The sequence below is a fragment of the Antarctobacter sediminis genome, assembly GCF_019218285.1.
Classification (GTDB): domain Bacteria; phylum Pseudomonadota; class Alphaproteobacteria; order Rhodobacterales; family Rhodobacteraceae; genus Antarctobacter; species Antarctobacter sediminis.
Genome location: NZ_JAHUZG010000011.1, coordinates 1 through 17,993 on the forward strand (window position 1 = coordinate 1; position 17,993 = coordinate 17,993).

Below are 17,993 nucleotides of genomic sequence, written 5' to 3' on the forward strand. Positions count from 1 at the left end.
ACGGTCTGGTCGCGGACCTCTTCACCGCCGTCCCGGAACTGACCGAGAAACTCTGAGCGCACCCAAAAGCGCGAAAAAACGAAAAGGCCCGCCATTCGGCGGGCCTTTGGTGTGTTAGCGCCCGACCATTTCGCCCAGCACCGTCGACAGGCTTTCTGTCACCTCATCATGGGCCAGTGGCCCAAGCAGTTCCGCCGCCGCACAGGCTTCGAAGTCGCTGAAAACCATGCCGCGCGTGCCTTCGATCTGGGCCGCGTCCGAGGCGGTAACCTCGACGACCTTGCTGACTCTTGGGCGCAGGGTCTCGATCATCTCGCGGTTTACGAACAGGGGATCCCCTTCCAGCCGGATCGGCAGATCCGAGGGCACCGGATGGTCGGCAAACCACAACAGCACGATGTTTCCGCGCAACTGGGTCAGCAGGTGTTTCATCCGCGCGGTCCATGCCATCCGCAGTTCCGACAGAACCTCGGCGAACCGCTCTTCCGAAACCTCGGAAAGGCGCCCCAACATGTGGCGCACAAAGTGGAACTCGGTAAAATCGATCTCGGGATACAGCGTCAGCAACTTGTCCGAGGCGCGCAGAAACCGATCATTGCGGCGCGGATGGACAGAGTAGAACCGGTTGGACAGGTTCTGCGCCCCCATGACCTGCACCACTTTCACGGCGGCCTCGGACATCAGGTCCATCACCCCGGGATCGTTGAGATACAGGTCCACGCCCGCATTCACGACACCGAAATTGGCGCAAGCCACCCGGATCCTTTGTTCCAACAAGGCTGGAAACGGATGTTCAATAAATCGCCCGTAGGTTTCGGTTCCACCGAGAAAGGCAATATAGATCCCGTCCAGCTGACGGCGCGGGCCGCGAAACAGCACACGTGATGTGCCATAGCGGCACGGATAATACTCAAGGGCCCCGTGGCCCCCACCATGTACGGACATTGCGCCCACCTCTTTTCTCACCCAAAGGGGAGAATCGGTCAAAGCTCTTGCCAATTCGCTAATGTGACAATGTGAGGTGAATCCGCTGCTCTTGCAGCGCCGGTCAAGCCGGTCCATGGTGGCCGCGGCAAAAGGGGGTTCGTCCATGGAAATCAAATCGATCGGTGTCGTTGGCGCGGGTCAGATGGGCAACGGAATTGCCCATGTCATGGCCGTCGCGGGATACGAAGTGCGGCTGAATGACATCAGCCAGGACGCGCTGGACAAGGCCGTCGCCACGATTCGCAAGAACCTCGACCGGCAGGTGAGTCGCGAAAAGATCGCGGCAGAGGCGCGCGATGCCGCCATGGCGCGTATCCGCACCACGCTGGAACTGCCCGAGATTGCACAGACCGACCTTGTGATCGAAGCCGCGACCGAGCGGGAAGAGATCAAGGACAAGATCTTTGCCGCCCTTCTGCCGCATCTCAAGCCCGACACGATCCTGACGTCGAACACTTCGTCGATCTCGATCACACGGCTGGCCTCGCGGACAGACCGGCCCGAAAGGTTCATGGGGTTCCACTTCATGAACCCGGTGCCGGTGATGAAACTGGTGGAGCTGATCCGTGGCATCGCCACCGATCAGGAAACTTACGAGGCCTGTCTTGGTGTGGTCCAGAAACTGGACAAGACCGCCGCCAGTGCCGAAGATTTCCCGGCCTTTATCGTGAACCGCATCCTGATCCCGATGATCAACGAAGCCTGCTATACGCTTTACGAAGGTGTCGGCAACGTTCAGTCCATCGACATGGCGATGAAACTGGGCGCGAACCACCCGATGGGGCCGCTGGAACTGGCGGATTTCATCGGTCTAGACACATGTCTGGCGATCATGAACGTGTTGCACGACGGGCTGGCCGATACGAAATACCGCCCCTGCCCGCTGCTGACGAAATACGTCGAAGCCGGATGGCTGGGCCGCAAGACCAAGCGTGGCTTCTATGACTATCGTGGCGAAACCCCGGTTCCGACGCGATAAGAGGCAGTGCGCCCGCCCCTTGCCGGGCGCACACATTCCCTCTAGCCGACGATATTATACCCGCCGTCGATGTGATGCACCTCGCCGGTGACGTTTGCCGCCGCGTCCGAGGCCAGAAAGGCCGCGTAGGCCCCGCAATCCTCGATGGTTGCCAGATGATGGGTCGGCGCGCGTTCCGCGGCGCGGTTCAACAATTCGTCGAAATGGTCAATGCCTGACGCCGCCCGCGTGGCCAAGGGCCCCGGAGACAGGGCGTGAACCCGGATCCCTTTTGGACCCAGTTCGGCCGCCATATAGCGGGAAACGGATTCCAGCGCCGCCTTGACCGGCCCCATGATGTTGTAGTGTTCGACCACCTTTTCCGAGCCATAGTAGGACATGGTCATACAACATCCGCCATCAGGCATCAGCGGTTCGGCCTTGCGGACAAGATGCATGAAGGATCCCACGGAAATATCCATCGCCGTCTGAAATCCGGTGCGGGAACAATCGGTCACCCGACCATGCAAATCCTCCGCCGGACAGAAGGCGATGGAGTGCACCAGCGTATCCAGCCGCCCCCAGCGCTCCGAGATTTGATCGAAGACGCTGTCTATCTGCCCTTCGTCACCGACATTCAGCGGCGCGATGATCTCGGCCCCCAGGTCCAGGGCCAATGGGCGCACGTGCGGTTGCGCCTTGTCGTTCAGGTAGGTGATCGCAAGATCGGCCCCCTGCGCCCGCAGCGCCTTGGCGCAGCCATAGGCAATCGACTGTGCATTTGCGATCCCGACGACCAGCGCCTTTTTGCCTTGCAGCGAAAACATCTCCGCACTCCTGCCTGCCAATTCGGCTTTGGCTTAGGGGCGGACTGTAACAGCCGTGGTACGGGGACCTGCGACAGGTTGCCGTGCCGAATCAGCCTTCGCGCAGGCCCAAGGTCCGCTCACGCAACCAAGCCACGAACTCTCGCTGGCCACCGGCGAAAGCCTTGACGTCCTCGGGCGTGATCGGCTCGCCCACCACGGGTTTTTGCGGACGGTTGCAGGCGTGTACGACCTCGTGGATCAGCAGCCCCTGACGCACCGTTGCGGACAGTTTGTTGGCGATCTGATAGGCGCGGCTGTTCTGTCCCGGGAAATAGATCGGCACCACGGTGGCCCCGGAACGCTGGACCATCTTGGCGGTAAAGGGGTTCCATCCGGCCTCTTCGGCCTGCCCCCACCACGTCGCGGACGAGGCAACGACACCGGAGGGAAACAGCACGATCACATGCCCCGCCTTCAGGTGATCCATCGCGCGGGCGCGCATTTCCAGGCTCTGCTCGCGGGCGTCTTCCTCATGCGGGAAAGGCACCGGGATCATGAAAGGTTCGACCTCTTTCACACCGGTCAACAACGAGCGGGTCAGGATCTTGTAATCGGTTCGCACCCGGCCGATCAGTTCAGCCAGAACCATGCCATCGACAAGCCCGTGCGGGTGGTTGGCCACGATGATGACCGGACCGTCCTTGGGGATACGTGCAATCTGTTCCGGCGGCGTCTTGAGGTCGATCCCCATGATGCCCAGCGCCTGGCTCCAGAACGCCTGGCCCTCGACAGGGCCCATGCGTTCGAACCGGCGGACCATCCGCAACAAGGGGATCTTGCCCGTCAGCCATTCCAGCGTCCGGATCGTGTTTGCCTTCCACGGGTTGGTGAACGTGTTGGCATAGCTGACCTGGCGCTTGTCATAGGGTGCGGGATTCCTGCTCACGCTCCGCCCTCTCGGCAACGTCGATTGGGTACTTTCGACCATGCGCCTGCTACAGTCCCGTGTTGCACGTCAGCACCGGGCCCGGCGCTAACAGTCTTCTCCGAAGCGATCCGCCACAAGGGCCTCGACCGCATCGGCCAGCGCCTCGGCGTCCGGCCCCGAGGTTTGGACTTCAATAGTGCTTCCTTTGGCGGCTGCCAACATCAAAAGCCCCATGATGCTGTCCCCGCTGGCGGACATCCCGTCGCGGCTGACCTCCGCCATGGCATCGAATCCTTCGACCACTTCGACCAGTTTGGCCGAGGCGCGGGCATGCAGGCCCTTTTCGTTGACGATTTTCAGCGCGCGATGAACGGATGTGGACATGTGGACCCGGCTTTCTGCTGTCAGATCAATGCATTCAATTGGGATCGGCCGGAATATTCTGGCTGTCGATATACTTCCGCCCCGCTTCCAGAGCCTGACGGACGGCCTCGGGCACCGACAGATGCCGGCTTTTGGTCAGCTTGATCAGCATCGGCAGATTCGCGCCGTAGAGGATCCGCCGGTTTTCGGGGCGGCAGGCATTCAGCGACAGATTCGAAGGCGATCCGCCGAACATGTCGGTCACGATCACAACGCCGCCACCGGTGTCGACGTCATTGGCCGCCGAAATGATTTCGGCCTGCTTGTCGGCCCGATTTGCATCCGCCTCAATGGAAATCGCCCGCATGGCCGGCTGCTCACCGACCACATGTTCGACTGCGGCGAGGTACTCGCGCGCCAATCCGCCATGTGCGACGATCACGATGCCGATCACTCGGGGTCCTTTCTGCCAGTGCCGATCGAACGGTCGGAAACCGGCGATCCGCCCTGACGTTCCAACTCGCGGTGCCTAATTGACACCCGCCAGCCTTCCTGTGCAAGGGCCGCCGCCACGTTTTCCGTCACGGCAACCGACCTGTGGCGCCCGCCGGTACAGCCAAAACCGATGGCGAAATGCGCCTTGCCCTCTGCAACGACTGCCGGAAGCATCAGCAAGAGCAGCGACATGACCTTGTCGACAAAGGCCTCGTACCGCGGATCGCGGGTAACATAGTCGACCACTTCCGGATCAAGACCGGTAAAGGGGCGGAGTTCGGCCTGCCAATGGGGGTTGTTCAGAAAGCGGCAGTCGATCACCACGTCCAACCCTTGCGGCAGGCCGCGCTTGTAAGAAAAGCTTTGTACTGAAACGGCGGTGCCCTGCCCCGTGACCGCGCCGAACCAGCCTTCCATTTCGGCACGGAAGTCGTGGATCGTCAGTTCCGAGGTGTCGATCAGGATGTCCGCGCGCGAGCGGACATCGGTCAACAAGGCCTTTTCCCGGATCACGCCATCCATCGGCGTTTCATCTGGTGCCATGGGGTGACGGCGCCGCGTTTCCGAATACCGGCGCACCAGAACATCGTCCGAGCAATCGACATAGAGAATATCGACCGGCACGCTCAACTGTGCGCTCAGCGTCCCGTAGAGTTCCAGCAAACCATCCGCGCTGAATTCCCGGTTCCGGACATCAACGCCCAGCGCCAGCGGGCGCGCCGGCGGCATGTCCGGCCCCACCAGTCGCGGCACAAGGCTCAGCGGGATATTGTCGATGGTTTCAAAACCAAGGTCTTCGAGCACGTTGATCGCACTGGACCGCCCCGCGCCCGAAGGCCCGGTAATCAGAACGATACGTACGGAACTGGTGTCTTGCTGGGTCATGGTTACTCTCGCCGACCCGACTTGAGATAGTGGACGAGTCCTGCGGGAAAATATTCAGACGCGGAATTGTGAAGCAATGGCACTTCGACACCCAAAAGACAGGTGCGTCGGTTCGGCGGCAAACGATGCCTTTCGGCCACATCCAGATCCAGCACCGCAGCAAGGGGCACGCCAGTCACCCAGTCCGCATGCAGCAAACCGATCTGCCGTGCCTCGATCATGCCTTGCAACGCAAGCGGAACGTCAAGGATCAGTCTGCCGTCATGGCGCCTGACAATGGTCCGGTCATCCGCGATCAACAGCGCTCCGCGAGCCATCATCTCTAGCGCGAGGCCCGATTTCCCGCTGCCCGAGGCACCGCGGATCAGCAATCCACGCCCGGCAACGGCAACCGAGGTTGCGTGCAGGATGTCCTGCACGGGAACGCTCAGACCGGCAGGCCGACGACAAAGCGCGCGCCCAAAGGCTCCGATGTGACATCGGCTTCTGTCGGGCGGATGTTCTCTGCCCAGATGACGCCGCCATGCGCTTCGACGATCTGTTTCGAAATCGCCAGCCCAAGACCGGAGTTATTGCCGAAATCCTGCTGCGGGCGCGAGGTGTAGAACCGTTTGAAAATCTTTTGCAGCGATTCCTCGGGGATGCCGGGGCCGGTGTCCTCGACCACGACCAGCACACGGTTGTCCCGCCGCCGCGCCCAGACACGGATCGCATCGCCATCCTCGCAGAATGAGATCGCATTGGTGATCAGGTTGACAAAGACCTGCGCCAGACGCGGTTCCAGCCCCGTAATGGTCACCGGTTTCTTGGGCAAATCGGTGATGAACTCGATCCCCTTCTGGCGTGCGTCCTGACCAAGGAAATCCGACAGGTTGCCCAGCATTTCCAGCAGGTTGAACTCTTGCTCTTCTTCCTTGACCAACTCGCTGTCCAGCCGCGAGGCATTCGAAATATCGCTGACCAGCCGGTCCAGTCGCCGCACGTCATGTTCGATCACGTCCAGCAGTTTGGCACGGTGATCTTCTTTTTTGACCATCCGCAGAGAGCCGACCGCCGACCGCAACGAGGCCAACGGGTTCTTGATTTCATGCGAAACGTCGGCGGCAAATTGTTCGTTCTGATCGATCCGATCGTAAAGCGCGCCGACCATGCCGCGCAGCGCGCCCGACAGCCGACCGATTTCATCTGGGCGGGCTGTCAGGTCCGGAATGCGGATGCGGCCCGGTGTCCGCGTGCGGCTGTTCCGGTCGCGGCCGATTTCGGCCGCATCAGCAAGATCCGAGATGGGGTTGGCGATGGTCGACGCCAGTACGAGGCTCAACCCGATCGACACAAGCGTGGCAATCACGAACATCTGCAAGACACGTTCGCGTTCCGCGCTGACAGCGGCATCAATTTCCGCCGCGGGTGAAACCAGCGCGATGGTGCCAACCAGCGTGTCGCCCTGTCGGATCGGCGTGAAGGCAAAGAACAACGTCGGCCCCTCTCCGCCACCGGATTCCACACGGGTCATGGCCGGATCACCGGCCTCGATGGCGCGGCGCAGACGATCCTCAAGGTCCAGATCAGGGGCCGCTTCGAAATAGGTGAACAGACCGGCGACACCGTCCCAGACCGTATTCAGGAAATCCGAAATCAATGTCGGCTTTTCCTCTTCGGTCGGCGGAATGACGGGCGGCATCTTGCCCTCTGTCTCTCCGACCAGGAAACGCGCGCTGTCGAACACCATCAAGCGGACGCCGTCGCGCAGATCAATGCCATCGACCGTACGCGCCACGTCGATCCCATCGCCAGAGCCAAGGCTGACAGGCGCGCCGCGCGGCAACTGGGCCTCGAATACATCCGCGACCAGCTCGACCTCAGCCTGCAAGGCATTGACGCGCTGCACCGCCAGCGTATCGCGGGAGGAGTTCAACCAGAGGATCCCCGCAACCAGCACATTCAACGCGATCAGGTTGAAGGTGATGATCTTGCGCGTCAGCGGCGAGCGGTTGAGCGTGAACAGCCCGCGCCGCGCGCGGCTGTCCCGCAGCTCTTTTTCGACGGTGCTGTCTGGGGCGACCCAATCGTCGCCCAGAACAACATCCGCGTCCTGCCGCGGGCTCTCGCGTTCATCTTTCATAGGGATCTGTTCGGCCAGAGCCATCCCTTACTCTTCGTTGTAGCGGTATCCGATACCGTAAAGCGTTTCGATGGCAGAGAAATCCTCGTCAACCGAACGCATCTTCTTGCGCAGACGCTTGATATGGCTGTCGATGGTGCGGTCATCGACATAGACCTGATCATCATAGGCCACGTCCATCAGCTGATCGCGCGATTTCACAAAACCGGGGCGCTGTGCCAGCGCCTGCAACAGCAGGAACTCGGTCACGGTCAGCGAGACATCCTTGCCTTTCCACGTCACGGCGTGGCGCAGCGGATCCATGGTCAGCGAGCCACGGGTCATCAACTTGGTTTCTTCGGTGTCGCCAACGACCTCACCCGCCACCGCTTCCTGTCGGCGCAGCAGCGCGCGGATGCGTTCCACCAGCAGGCGCTGCGAAAACGGCTTTTTCACGTAATCGTCGGCGCCCATACGCAGGCCCAGAACCTCGTCGATCTCGTCGTCCTTCGAGGTCAGGAAAATCACCGGCATCTTGGATTTCTGGCGGACACGCTGAAGCAGGTCCATGCCATCCATACGCGGCATCTTGATGTCAAAGACAGCCATGTCGGGCATCTTCTTGTTGAAGGCATCAAGGGCCGACTGACCGTCGTTGTAGGTTTCCACCTCGAACCCTTCTGCCTCAAGGGTCATCGACACGGACGTCAGGATATTCCTGTCATCGTCCACGAGGGCGATCTTAGACATTTTGCTGTCCTTGTTACTGCTCTGGTTGCCTGATTTTTTTCACAGTATCGGCGATTTTCCGCTTTACAGCAATCACAAACTGCGAATCAGGCGCGGGGTCGACCTCCATCCGACGCGAATTTGGCAAAGGAATGACTAAAAAGACGCACCTGTTTCCGTCGCATTGATAAAGCTTCGGCAGAGCACCGCCATGGTATCGCTAAACTATTGGTTGGTAGCGCAAACTGCGCTCTTGCGTCCTGTTCATGCCGAAAAGCGACGTGTTATGAGGATCCGCACCGGCGCTGCACGGCGCCGCGTACATCATGACATGATCAGTGCTGCGACAGGAGCAAGGCAGATGACATTTGGACGGGTGAACCCTCAGTTCCGGCTTGAAGACCAGGGCATCGAAGGGCTCGGCAATGTCTATTACAACCTCATGGAGCCCGCGCTGATCGAAGCCGCGCTCAAACGAGGCGAAGGCAAGCTGGGCAAGGGCGGCGCATTTCTGGTGACCACGGGCAAATACACCGGTCGGTCGCCGAAAGATAAATTCATCGTGCGCACTCCCACGGTCGAGGATTCGATCTGGTGGGAAAACAACGCACCGATGGAAGCAGAGGCATTCGACCGGCTGCACGCCGACATGCTGGAACATATGAAAGGCCGCGACTACTACGTGCAGGATCTGGTCGGCGGCGCTGATCCGGCCAACGCGATCGACGTGCGCGTGATTTCGGAACTCGCCTGGCACAACCTCTTCATCCGCCACATGCTGCGCCGCCCCGACCGCGAGGATCTGGACAGCTTTATCGCGGATTTCACCATCATCAACTGCCCGACCTTCAAGGCCGACCCGGAAAAGCACGGTTGCCGCACGGAGACGGTGATTGCCCTGAACTTCGACAAGAAGCTCATCCTGATCGGCAACACCGAATATGCCGGTGAAAACAAGAAGTCGGTCTTTACGCTGCTGAACTACATCCTGCCCGGAAAAGGCATCATGGCGATGCACTGCTCGGCCAACCACGCGCCGAACAACCCGGTCGATACGGCTGTATTCTTTGGCCTGTCGGGCACCGGCAAGACCACCCTCTCGGCTGACCCCGAGCGCGTGCTGATTGGCGACGACGAACACGGCTGGTCGGATCGCGGCACCTTCAACTTCGAAGGCGGCTGCTATGCCAAGACGATCAACCTGTCCCCCGAGGCAGAGCCGGAAATCTACGCCACGACCGAGATGTTCGGCACCGTGATCGAGAACATGGTCTTTGACGAAGAAACCTTCGACCTTGACTTCCAGGATGACAGCCTGACCGCCAACATGCGCTGCGCCTACCCGCTGCACTACATCTCCAACGCGTCCAAGACCGCGCTGGGTGGTCATCCCAAAAACATCATCATGCTGACCTGTGATGCCTTTGGTGTTCTGCCCCCGATCGCGCGGCTGACCCCGGCGCAGGCGATGTATCACTTTCTGTCCGGCTTCACCTCGAAGGTCGCCGGAACCGAGCGCGGCGTGACCGAGCCCGAGCCCACTTTCTCGACCTGCTTTGGCGCGCCCTTCATGCCGCGCCGTCCCGAGGCCTACGGTAACCTACTGCGCGACAAGATCGCCAAGCACGGCGCGACCTGCTGGCTGGTCAACACCGGCTGGACCGGCGGCGCCTACGGTACAGGCTCGCGCATGCCGATCAAGGCCACCCGCGCCCTGCTGCATGCCGCGCTCGAAGGCAAGCTGGCCAATGCAGAGTTCCGCAAGGATCCGAACTTTGGCTTCGAGGTTCCCGTGTCGGTCGAAGGCGTGCCGGAACTGCTTCTGGATCCGCGCAAGACCTGGGACGACAAGGCCGCCTATGACGCGCAGGCACAAAAACTGGTGCAGATGTTCGCGGACAACTTTGAACAGTACGTCCCCTACATCGACGATGACGTGAAAGCCGTGGCAATCGGCTGAACGCCGTTACCGGAATGACGAAAGCCCCCCGCCGATGCGGGGGGCTTTTTTTCTGCCTGACGCGCCGCGTGGGCGCGGCCCGTTACAGTTTTTGCTGTTCGGCCCTCAGTGCCAGCCAGAGGCAATAACACATGATCAGCACCACTAGCGTAAACGGGATGCCCGTGGAGACAGCCGCGCCCTGAAGCGCGTTCAAGCCGCCGCCCAGCAACAGCGCAATGGCCACCAGCCCCTCCAGCGTGCACCAGAACACGCGCTGAATCACCGGCGCATCCAGCTTGCCGCCCGCCGTGATCGTGTCGATAACCAGCGAGCCGGAATCCGACGAGGTCACGAAAAAGATCACGATCAGCAACAAGGATACCGGCGCCACAACCGAATACAGAGGCAGTTCTTTCAGAAAGCCGAACAACGCGCCTTCCGGGGCATAGCTGTCGATCACCGTTGCGCGGACCCCTTCGGCCCCGCCCGCGTTCAGCATATCGATGGCCGCGCCACCAAAGGTCGACATCCACAAGGCGCAGACCGCTGTCGGCGCCAATAGTGCGCAGATCACGAACTCGCGCACCGTGCGGCCCCGCGAAATGCGGGCGATGAACATTCCCACAAACGGTGACCATGCGATCCACCACGCCCAGTAGAAGGTCGTCCAACCGTGGAAAAAACTGGTGTCTTCGCGCCCGAACGGATTGGACAACGCAGGCAGCAAGGTCACGTAATCGACCATGACCGAGACATACCGCGTGATCGCCACCCCGACTCCGGTGACTGCGATCACGAAGATGAACAGCGCCACGGCCATGATCATGTTGATTTCGGACAGGCGCTTGACGCCCGCGTCCATCCCCAGAAGGACCGAGCCCAGCGCGATCAGTGTGATACCGACAATCAGCAACACCGTCACCGTGGGCGACGGCGCGATGCCAAAGACCTCGTTCAATCCGGCAGCGACCTGTTGCGCCCCAAGTCCCAGAGAGGTGGTCAGGCCAAACAGCGTCGAGAACACCGCCAGCGTATCGATGACATGCCCCCAAAAGCCCCAGACACGCTCTCCCAGCAACGGATAAAACGCCGAGCGCAACGTCAGGGGCAGGTTCAGGTTGTAGCAGAAGATCGCGAGCGACAGCCCCACGGCGGCGTAGACAGCCCACCCCTCAAGCCCCCAATGGTGGATCGTACCGACGATTCCGATGTATTCATTCCCCGGCTCATTGATGTCGATGCCCAAGGGCCGCGCGTTCCCGCCTTCGGAGAAGTTGTAATAGACCGGCTCCAGCACGCCGAAGAACAGCAGGCCAATGCCGATCCCGGCCGCGAACATCATCGCGATCCATCCGGCATAGGAATAGTCGGGCTTGGCGTCCTTCCCGCCGATCCGTACCTTGCCCACGGGCAGAACGATCAGCGCCAGACAGAACAGGGTGATCGCATCGACGGACAAGACAAGGAACCAATCAAAGGTGCTGGTCAACCATGGCCGCAACCAGCCAAAGAAGGTGGCCGCCGTCTCTTGGTTGGCCAAGGCCAACAGGACGAACCCCATGATCAGGATACTGGAAACAAGGAAAACGGGGTTGTGAATGTCCAACCCCAAAGGACGAATATTGTCCTGTCCCAGTTCGTATTCAGTTTCGAAATCCCAGACCCTCGGGTCGGGATCCAGCTTTTTCCTGGCGTCTGACATTGTCCCTCCTGTCGCGTTCCGTTTCCGGTATCGACAAGCCTTGCACAGGCCGCTTTGACCTGTCCAACCCGGGCAAACGTCCCTCAGGACCGCGCAAGGGCGCCCAAACATCCTGGGGAACCGCAGTATTTTCCCTTGATTTCAAGCCGCTAAGACAGGCGTTCCGAACGCTGAATCACAAGTGAATTTTTTTTGCCCAATTACCCCAACAGGCGTCACGCCCAACGGATCAGGCCCAGAATGGCCGACGCGACATAGAACCCCTGCAACAGCAGAAACGCCCAGCGCCGGTCGATCACCGCCCATCCGGCAAACAACCCGGAGGAAATCAGCAACAGCGTAAAACCGGCCACCTCGTTGCCGGTATTCGAGGCGATCAGCAACGCGTAGACAATGGCAAGCGAAGATCCCGAGATCTCCAGCAGGGTCACAAGTCTTGTCATCGTCAGGCTCCTTTCGCCATTGATCCGCAGGCGGGGATCGCCCCCCGAAGGAATGAAGCCCGAGGTATCAGGAGTCGCGGCATGTCGTTGTGCAGGGCGGCCGATTTTTCATGCCGCCGGGCCGAAACTCACCGCCCGCGGGCCAGTTCCCTCGGGCTTTGCCCGAAATGCGCCCGAAACCGGCGGCTGAAGGCCGAGGCGTCCTCGTATCCGACCTCGATGGCGACCAAATGCACCGGATAGTCGGTGTTCATCAGCAAACTGCGGGCCCGGTCCATCCTGCGCGCGGTCAGAAAGGCGGTACAGGAAAGCCCAAGGGTCTTGCGAAACAGCGATTTGAACTGACTGACACTCAGGCAAGCCGTGGCGGCAAGATCTTCGACCTTATGCGACGCGGCAAGATCGGCTTCCATTCGCTCGACCGCCCGCATGATCCGCTTGTCCAACCGGCTGGCGAATGTCTGTCGCGCAAACAACTGCCAGAACAGGTGAAACAACAGCCCCGCAATCCGGTCGTCCGAGGACAGGGTCAACTGCACGTCTGCATAGGCGCAAAACGCCCTGAGATCGGCTTCGATCGAAACGCAGGGGTCGGGCACGCTGGCCGCGTTTTTCGGCAAACAGGCCATGTCCGCGACAAGAAAGCGTGCGGGTTCTGTCGCCGCATAGTCATGAACCGATTGCGCGGGAACAATGAAGCAATGACCAGGCGCGACGGAATAGGCCTTGCCCTTCAACGTGATCTGCATACTCCCCGACAGGGGCACGACCACTTGGTGAAAGTCATGGCTGTGCGTATTCCCGGTCAGGCTGTAGGATCGGATGGACAGCGCTCCGCTTGCTGCAATCTCTGAATCTGTCATCGCCCCAGCATGTCCCCCGTGCGACCGCCCCCGTTCATAGGCCATCGCATCCTCCAGCCCAATAGCGCACCCGACCACAGAAGGTGGCAAAGCCCCGCCGGTGCGCCCGAACCTTGCCATTTCAAGGGGCAAAGCGGGTAGGCAAATCCTGCCCCTGCCCCTAACCTGATCCCGTGCTATTTTATTGGCCCAGCCTTCGGGAGAAGACGACATGCACGCCAAACCATTCGCCGCACTTGCTTTTTCAACCCTTGTCGGCGCGCCCGCATTTGCGGATGTCGGTGCCTTCGTGGAACCTCCGCTGACGCTCGAGTCCTTCGGGGTGATCTGCGAAGTCGAATTGCAGGGCACGCGGCCCGCGCCGGAAACCCTGTCCGGCCTTTTGAACCTTGTCGATCAAGATCGGCCCATTGACGTGGAAACCTTGCAGATCCCCGCGGAAATGGGGCTAAGCTTTGGCATCCGCGCCAGCCTGACGGCAGGCGCGTCGGTGCCCGAGGTGACGGTTGTCGTCACACATCCGCCCATGGGGCCAACCGCGCGGACCGTGGAACGCTGGCAGGCACCGATGAACTTCGGAGAGGTTTCGCTCAACCTCTTTACATTTGAACATGACTACGAGCTGCTGGAAGGTGCCTGGATGTTCCAGGTCGAACAAGACGGCAAGGTTTTGCTGCAACAGCCTTTTACCGTCACCGCCCCCGGAACCGTTCCGGCCGTGCAGCAGGCCTGTTTCGGGGCCGAAATCATGTCCTGACAACACGGCGCGGGGCGACAGCTTTGCGCCCCGCATTCTGACCTGGCAGGTCAGGCCGCGCGCAGTTCAAGGATCTCTCGCGCCTGCTGCCATGTGGCGACGGGACGTTCGTATTTTTCGCACAGCTCGACAGCGCGCCGCACCAGCGCGGCATTCGAGGGCGCCAGCGTTTCCTTGTCCCAGCGGACATTGTCTTCCAGACCGGTGCGGGTGTGCCCCCCCGCCGCAATGGACCATTCGTTGACCTCGACCTGATGCCGACCGATCCCGGCGGCGCACCATTCCGCGTCCGGTGCAAGCCGCCTGACCGTCTCGATGTAGTAGTCAAAGACGTTGCGATCACAGGGCATGGCGTTTTTCACGCCCATGACGAACTGAACGTACAGCTTGCCGGGAATGCGCCCGTCGCGGTTCATCTCGGCGGCCTTGAAAATATGGCTGAGGTCAAAGGCTTCGATTTCCGGCTTCACCTCATAGGTGCGCATTTCCGAGGCCAGCCAATTCACAAGATCCGGCGGGTTCTCATACACGCGGGTCGGGAAATTGTTGGACCCCACCGAAAGAGAGGCCATATCCGGCCGCAAGGACAGCATGCCGCCGCGCTCTTGCCCGGCCCCCGATCGCCCACCAGTGGACAGCTGGATTATCATGCCGGGGCAATGTTTCTGCAAACCTTCGACCAGTCGTGCAAAGCGTTCCGGGTCAGAGGTTGGCGTTTCATCCTCCATCCGAACGTGGCAATGAGCGATACTTGCCCCCGCCTCAAAGGCCGCATGGGTGGATTCGACCTGCTCTTCGATGGTTGTCGGGACGGCCGGGTTGTCCTTTTTGCGTGGAACGGATCCTGTGATGGCCACGCAGATGATGCAGGGTTTTGTCATGGCGGGTGCGCTCCCCTCGCTGGCGTCATGTCTGGTATCGGGCAAGGTAGTGAGAAATCGGCAAGAGAAGAAGCCGGGAAGACCGCCCTGCCCTCCCGCCCCAAGGCGTCAGATGTCGAAAAAGACGGTTTCGTCCTGCCCCTGCAACTGGATATCGAACCGGTAGACAGGCTTGCCGTCCCGCTCGGTCCGCTTGGCCAGCAAGGTTGCGCGCCGGCGTTCCCATTCGATGATGTTCATCACGGGATCTTCGGCATTGGCTTCGGGTTCATCGTCGAAATAGATCCGCGTGTTCAGACCAACGTTGATGCCGCGGGCGACGATCCAGAGGTTGATATGCGGTGCCTGAGTGGTGCCGTTGCGGCCCGGTGTCTTGCCCGGCTTGACCGTATCGAACCCCCATTCGCCACTAGCGAAATCGGTGATGACCCGGCCCCAGCCGCGAAAGCCCTCTTCGACCTCGCCGCCGCCTTCGGGATGTGCATAGACGCCCTTGGCATTGGCCTGCCACGCCTCCAGCATCACGTCCTTGATGGGAGAGCCGGTGCCGTCGATCACAAGGCCCTCGACGCGGATGCGCTCGCCTTCGGCGTTCGGCCCGGCAATGTCCCAGCCCAGTTCGCGTTCATAGATGTCGAAACCTGCCGCGCCGGGGGCCAGCCCGATATGCACGTATGGGCCTGCGGTCTGCGACGGGGTTTCCTTGAGATAGTCCAGTTTCTGCACCATGGTTCAGTTCCCCTCCAGACGGTTTTCAAACAGGGTCGAACGGCGACCACGCAGAATGATGTCGAACTTGTAGGCGATGGTATCCAGCGGGATCGTCGCGTTCATGTCCAGCGCCGCCACAAGGCTGTCGATCGCCTCTTGGTTCGGGATGGTCTGCACGATCGGGCATTTCGGGATCAGCGGATCACCCTCGAAATAGATCTGCGAAATCAACCGCTGCACAAAGCCGGACCCAAAGACCGAAACATGGATATGCGCGGGCCGCCACGAGTTCACGTAGTTGCGCCACGGATAGGCACCGGGTTTCACCGTGCGGAAAAAATAGTACCCGTTCTCATCGGTCAAGGTGCGCCCACAGCCGCCGAAGTTCGGGTCGATGGGGGCAAGATAAGTGTCCTTCTTGTGGCGATAGCGTCCACCGGCATTGGCCTGCCAAATCTCGACCAGCGTGTTGGGCACGGGCCGCGCGTTTTCGTCCAATACCCGCCCATGCAGGATGATCCGTTCGCCAATGGCGCTTTCGCCGGGTTGGGCATAGTTGTGGATCAGGTCGCGATCCATCGGATCAAGATCATTGTGGCCAAAGACCGGGCCGGTGATCTCTCCGACCGAGTTTTCAAGGCTGATCAGCGAATACTGCGGCGAGCGCGCGACGCTGGTCTTGTATTCCTTGGCATAGGCCGGCGGGTGCCGGTCGCGGTCCCGCTGGTAATATTCGCCTTGGCTGGGCATGTCGGTATCTCCTCACTTGTCCCCGGGCGTGTCGGCCTCCGGGGCCTCCATTTCGGCATAGGTCTGTTTGGCCAGCTTCAGCGCGTGATTGGCGCGCGGCACACCGGCATAGATCGCAACGTGCTGGAACGCCTCCAGCACATCGGTCTTGCTGGCCCCCGTGCGCGCCGTGGCGCGGATATGCATGGGGATTTCGTCGAAATTGCCCAGCGCCGCCAGCAGCGCCAAGGTCAGCATCGACCGTTCCCTGTCGCTGATCCCGTCCGACGCCCAGACCGTCCCCCATGCGCCTTCGGTGATCAGGGTTTGAAACCGCTCGTCAAAGGGTGTCTTGGCCGCCTCTGCGCGGTTCACATGGGCGTCGCCCAGCACGTGACGGCGCACCTTCATGCCTGCGTCGTATCGGTTGGTCATGCTGTCCTCCATTCGGGGCCAAATGCGGGGTTTCCTTGAAACGCCACGTTCAATAGGGCAGCCCGATGTAATTCTGCGCCAGCACCGATTGCGCCTCACGATTGGAGCGCAGGAATTCGATATCGGCAAGCTGCATCTTCAGGTCGAATTCATTCTGATCCGGGAAACGATGCAGCAAGGTGGTCATCCACCAGCTGAACCGCTCGGCTTTCCAGATCCGGGCCAGCGCCTTTTCCGAATAGCGGTCGATACCTTCGCTATCGCCGGTTTCGTAAAATTGCACCAAGCCGTTATAAAGGTAGTGGATATCGCTGGCCGCCGTATTCAGCCCCTTTGCGCCGGTTGGCGGCACGATATGCGCCGCGTCACCGCACAAGAAAAGCCGCCCCCAGCGCATCGGCTCGGTCACGAAGGACCTCAGCGGCGCGATGCTTTTCTCGATAGACGGCCCCATGACCAGCGCTTCGGCGGCTTCGGTCGGGATGCGGCGCTTCAACTCTTCCCAAAAGGCGGCATCGGTCCAGTCCTCGGGGCTGTCTGACAGCGAACACTGGATGTAATAGCGGCTGAGGTTCGCATTCCGTTGCGAACACAGGGCAAAGCCGCGTTCGGAACTGGCATAAATCAGTTCCTCGTGCACCGGAGGCGTTTCGGACAGGATGCCCAGCCAGCCGAAGGGATAGATTTTTTCGTATTCCTTGCGCACCGTCAAAGGGATTGTCTGGCGGCTGACCCCGTGGAACCCGTCGCAACCCGCGATGTAGTCGCAGTCGATCCGTGCCTCTGCCCCATCGACATCATAGGTCACGTAAGGCGCGTCGCTGTCGGCTCCATGGATGCGGACGTTCTCGACATTAAAGACGATCTGCCCGCCCGCTTTTTCGCGCGCCTCGTACAGATCCCGCGTCACCTCGGTCTGGCCGTAGACGACCACATGGCTGCCGGTCAGTTCGGTAAAGTCGATGCGAAATTGTTCGTCCCCGTAAGAGATCACCGTGCCGTCATGGACAATGCATTCACGGTCCATGCGCTCACCCACGCCGGCCTCGCGCATCAGATCGACCATCCCGGTTTCAAGAATGCCCGCGCGGATCCGGCCCAGAACATAGTCCTTGGTCTTGCGCTCCAGAACGATGCTGTCGATGCCCTTCCGGTGCAGCAACTGGCTGAGCAACAGCCCCGACGGCCCCCCGCCGATGATGCAAACCTGCGTGCGCATGATGTCTGTCCTCCCTTTGCGCAGAGACTAGAATGAACCCACGCAACATGTAAAAT

Annotated in this window: 20 protein-coding genes; 3 read left to right on the forward strand and 17 right to left on the reverse strand. The window is 60.6% G+C overall.

The genetic code is table 11. From position 1 onward, the window contains the following. Positions 1-114: 114 nt before the first annotated feature. A complete protein-coding gene (locus KJP30_RS24275; protein ID WP_218452140.1) occupies positions 115-945 on the reverse strand; it encodes a DUF6473 family protein in 831 nt (276 codons plus the stop codon). 145 nt (positions 946-1,090) lie between these two features. On the opposite strand from KJP30_RS24275, the gene KJP30_RS24280 reads away from it, so the two are divergent. Next, entirely contained in the window at positions 1,091-1,966 is an 876-nt protein-coding gene (locus KJP30_RS24280) for a 3-hydroxybutyryl-CoA dehydrogenase (RefSeq protein WP_218452141.1), read from the forward strand. A gap of 41 nt (positions 1,967-2,007) precedes the next feature. Here KJP30_RS24280 and fabI read toward each other — a convergent pair whose 3' ends face one another. The 8 genes from fabI to KJP30_RS24320 all read right to left on the reverse strand — a co-directional run bounded on the left by fabI (position 2,008) and on the right by KJP30_RS24320 (position 8,276). Beyond that, positions 2,008-2,772, reverse strand: a complete 765-nt coding sequence (fabI, locus tag KJP30_RS24285) for an enoyl-ACP reductase FabI (protein WP_218452142.1) — start codon at positions 2,770-2,772, stop codon at positions 2,008-2,010. 91 nt (positions 2,773-2,863) lie between these two features. Continuing rightward, the gene (locus KJP30_RS24290) at positions 2,864-3,742 is read right to left on the reverse strand and encodes a lysophospholipid acyltransferase family protein (RefSeq protein ID WP_218452143.1); all 879 of its coding nucleotides are present in this window, start codon (positions 3,740-3,742) and stop codon (positions 2,864-2,866) included. A 45-nt stretch (positions 3,743-3,787) separates the two neighbouring features. Then, positions 3,788-4,066, reverse strand: coding sequence for an HPr family phosphocarrier protein (locus KJP30_RS24295; protein ID WP_218452144.1), 279 nt, complete (start codon positions 4,064-4,066; stop codon positions 3,788-3,790). 34 nt (positions 4,067-4,100) lie between these two features. Then, entirely contained in the window at positions 4,101-4,499 is a 399-nt protein-coding gene (locus KJP30_RS24300; protein ID WP_218452145.1) for a PTS sugar transporter subunit IIA, read from the reverse strand. Then, the gene (gene rapZ, locus KJP30_RS24305) at positions 4,496-5,425 is read right to left on the reverse strand and encodes an RNase adapter RapZ (RefSeq protein WP_218452146.1); all 930 of its coding nucleotides are present in this window, start codon (positions 5,423-5,425) and stop codon (positions 4,496-4,498) included. Before rapZ ends, KJP30_RS24300 begins: the two co-directional genes overlap by 4 nt. Before the next feature lie 2 nt (positions 5,426-5,427). Further along, complete coding sequence (locus tag KJP30_RS24310) at positions 5,428-5,844, reverse strand: HPr kinase/phosphorylase (RefSeq protein ID WP_343222813.1); 417 nt, start codon at positions 5,842-5,844, stop codon at positions 5,428-5,430. A gap of 8 nt (positions 5,845-5,852) precedes the next feature. Next, on the reverse strand, positions 5,853-7,571 hold the full coding sequence (locus tag KJP30_RS24315; RefSeq protein ID WP_218452147.1) for a sensor histidine kinase: 1,719 nt from the start codon (positions 7,569-7,571) through the stop codon (positions 5,853-5,855). A gap of 3 nt (positions 7,572-7,574) precedes the next feature. Further along, positions 7,575-8,276: a response regulator transcription factor gene (locus KJP30_RS24320; RefSeq protein ID WP_218452148.1), complete on the reverse strand. Its 702-nt coding sequence runs from the start codon at positions 8,274-8,276 to the stop codon at positions 7,575-7,577. 340 nt (positions 8,277-8,616) lie between these two features. On the opposite strand from KJP30_RS24320, the gene KJP30_RS24325 reads away from it, so the two are divergent. Continuing rightward, positions 8,617-10,215, forward strand: coding sequence for a phosphoenolpyruvate carboxykinase (locus KJP30_RS24325; protein ID WP_218452149.1), 1,599 nt, complete (start codon positions 8,617-8,619; stop codon positions 10,213-10,215). A gap of 82 nt (positions 10,216-10,297) precedes the next feature. On the opposite strand, the gene KJP30_RS24330 is transcribed toward KJP30_RS24325, so the two are convergent. The 3 genes from KJP30_RS24330 to KJP30_RS24340 form a co-directional block, all read right to left on the reverse strand. Next, positions 10,298-11,899, reverse strand: a complete 1,602-nt coding sequence (locus KJP30_RS24330; RefSeq protein ID WP_218452150.1) for a BCCT family transporter — start codon at positions 11,897-11,899, stop codon at positions 10,298-10,300. A 215-nt stretch (positions 11,900-12,114) separates the two neighbouring features. Beyond that, on the reverse strand, positions 12,115-12,342 hold the full coding sequence (locus tag KJP30_RS24335) for a hypothetical protein (protein WP_224874768.1): 228 nt from the start codon (positions 12,340-12,342) through the stop codon (positions 12,115-12,117). Positions 12,343-12,470: 128 nt separating this feature from the next. Continuing rightward, positions 12,471-13,205, reverse strand: coding sequence for a helix-turn-helix domain-containing protein (locus tag KJP30_RS24340; protein ID WP_218452151.1), 735 nt, complete (start codon positions 13,203-13,205; stop codon positions 12,471-12,473). 211 nt (positions 13,206-13,416) lie between these two features. On the opposite strand from KJP30_RS24340, the gene KJP30_RS24345 reads away from it, so the two are divergent. After that, the gene (locus tag KJP30_RS24345; RefSeq protein ID WP_218452152.1) at positions 13,417-13,962 is read left to right on the forward strand and encodes a DUF3859 domain-containing protein; all 546 of its coding nucleotides are present in this window, start codon (positions 13,417-13,419) and stop codon (positions 13,960-13,962) included. A 50-nt stretch (positions 13,963-14,012) separates the two neighbouring features. Here the strand turns inward: KJP30_RS24345 and KJP30_RS24350 are convergent, their stop codons facing one another. The 5 genes from KJP30_RS24350 to pobA all read right to left on the reverse strand — a co-directional run bounded on the left by KJP30_RS24350 (position 14,013) and on the right by pobA (position 17,937). Beyond that, positions 14,013-14,843 carry a 3-oxoadipate:acetyl-CoA acetyltransferase gene (locus KJP30_RS24350; protein WP_218452153.1) on the reverse strand — a complete coding sequence of 277 codons (831 nt, stop codon included), beginning with the start codon at positions 14,841-14,843 and terminating at the stop codon, positions 14,013-14,015. A 108-nt stretch (positions 14,844-14,951) separates the two neighbouring features. Beyond that, positions 14,952-15,572 (reverse strand): protocatechuate 3,4-dioxygenase subunit alpha, encoded by a 621-nt coding sequence (gene pcaG / locus KJP30_RS24355; protein WP_218452154.1) that lies wholly within the window; start codon positions 15,570-15,572, stop codon positions 14,952-14,954. 3 nt (positions 15,573-15,575) lie between these two features. Continuing rightward, positions 15,576-16,304, reverse strand: coding sequence for a protocatechuate 3,4-dioxygenase subunit beta (gene pcaH, locus KJP30_RS24360; RefSeq protein WP_218452155.1), 729 nt, complete (start codon positions 16,302-16,304; stop codon positions 15,576-15,578). 12 nt (positions 16,305-16,316) lie between these two features. Then, positions 16,317-16,718: a 4-carboxymuconolactone decarboxylase gene (pcaC, locus tag KJP30_RS24365; protein ID WP_218452156.1), complete on the reverse strand. Its 402-nt coding sequence runs from the start codon at positions 16,716-16,718 to the stop codon at positions 16,317-16,319. 49 nt (positions 16,719-16,767) lie between these two features. Next, positions 16,768-17,937, reverse strand: a complete 1,170-nt coding sequence (gene pobA / locus KJP30_RS24370) for a 4-hydroxybenzoate 3-monooxygenase (protein ID WP_218452157.1) — start codon at positions 17,935-17,937, stop codon at positions 16,768-16,770. Positions 17,938-17,993: the final 56 nt, after the last annotated feature.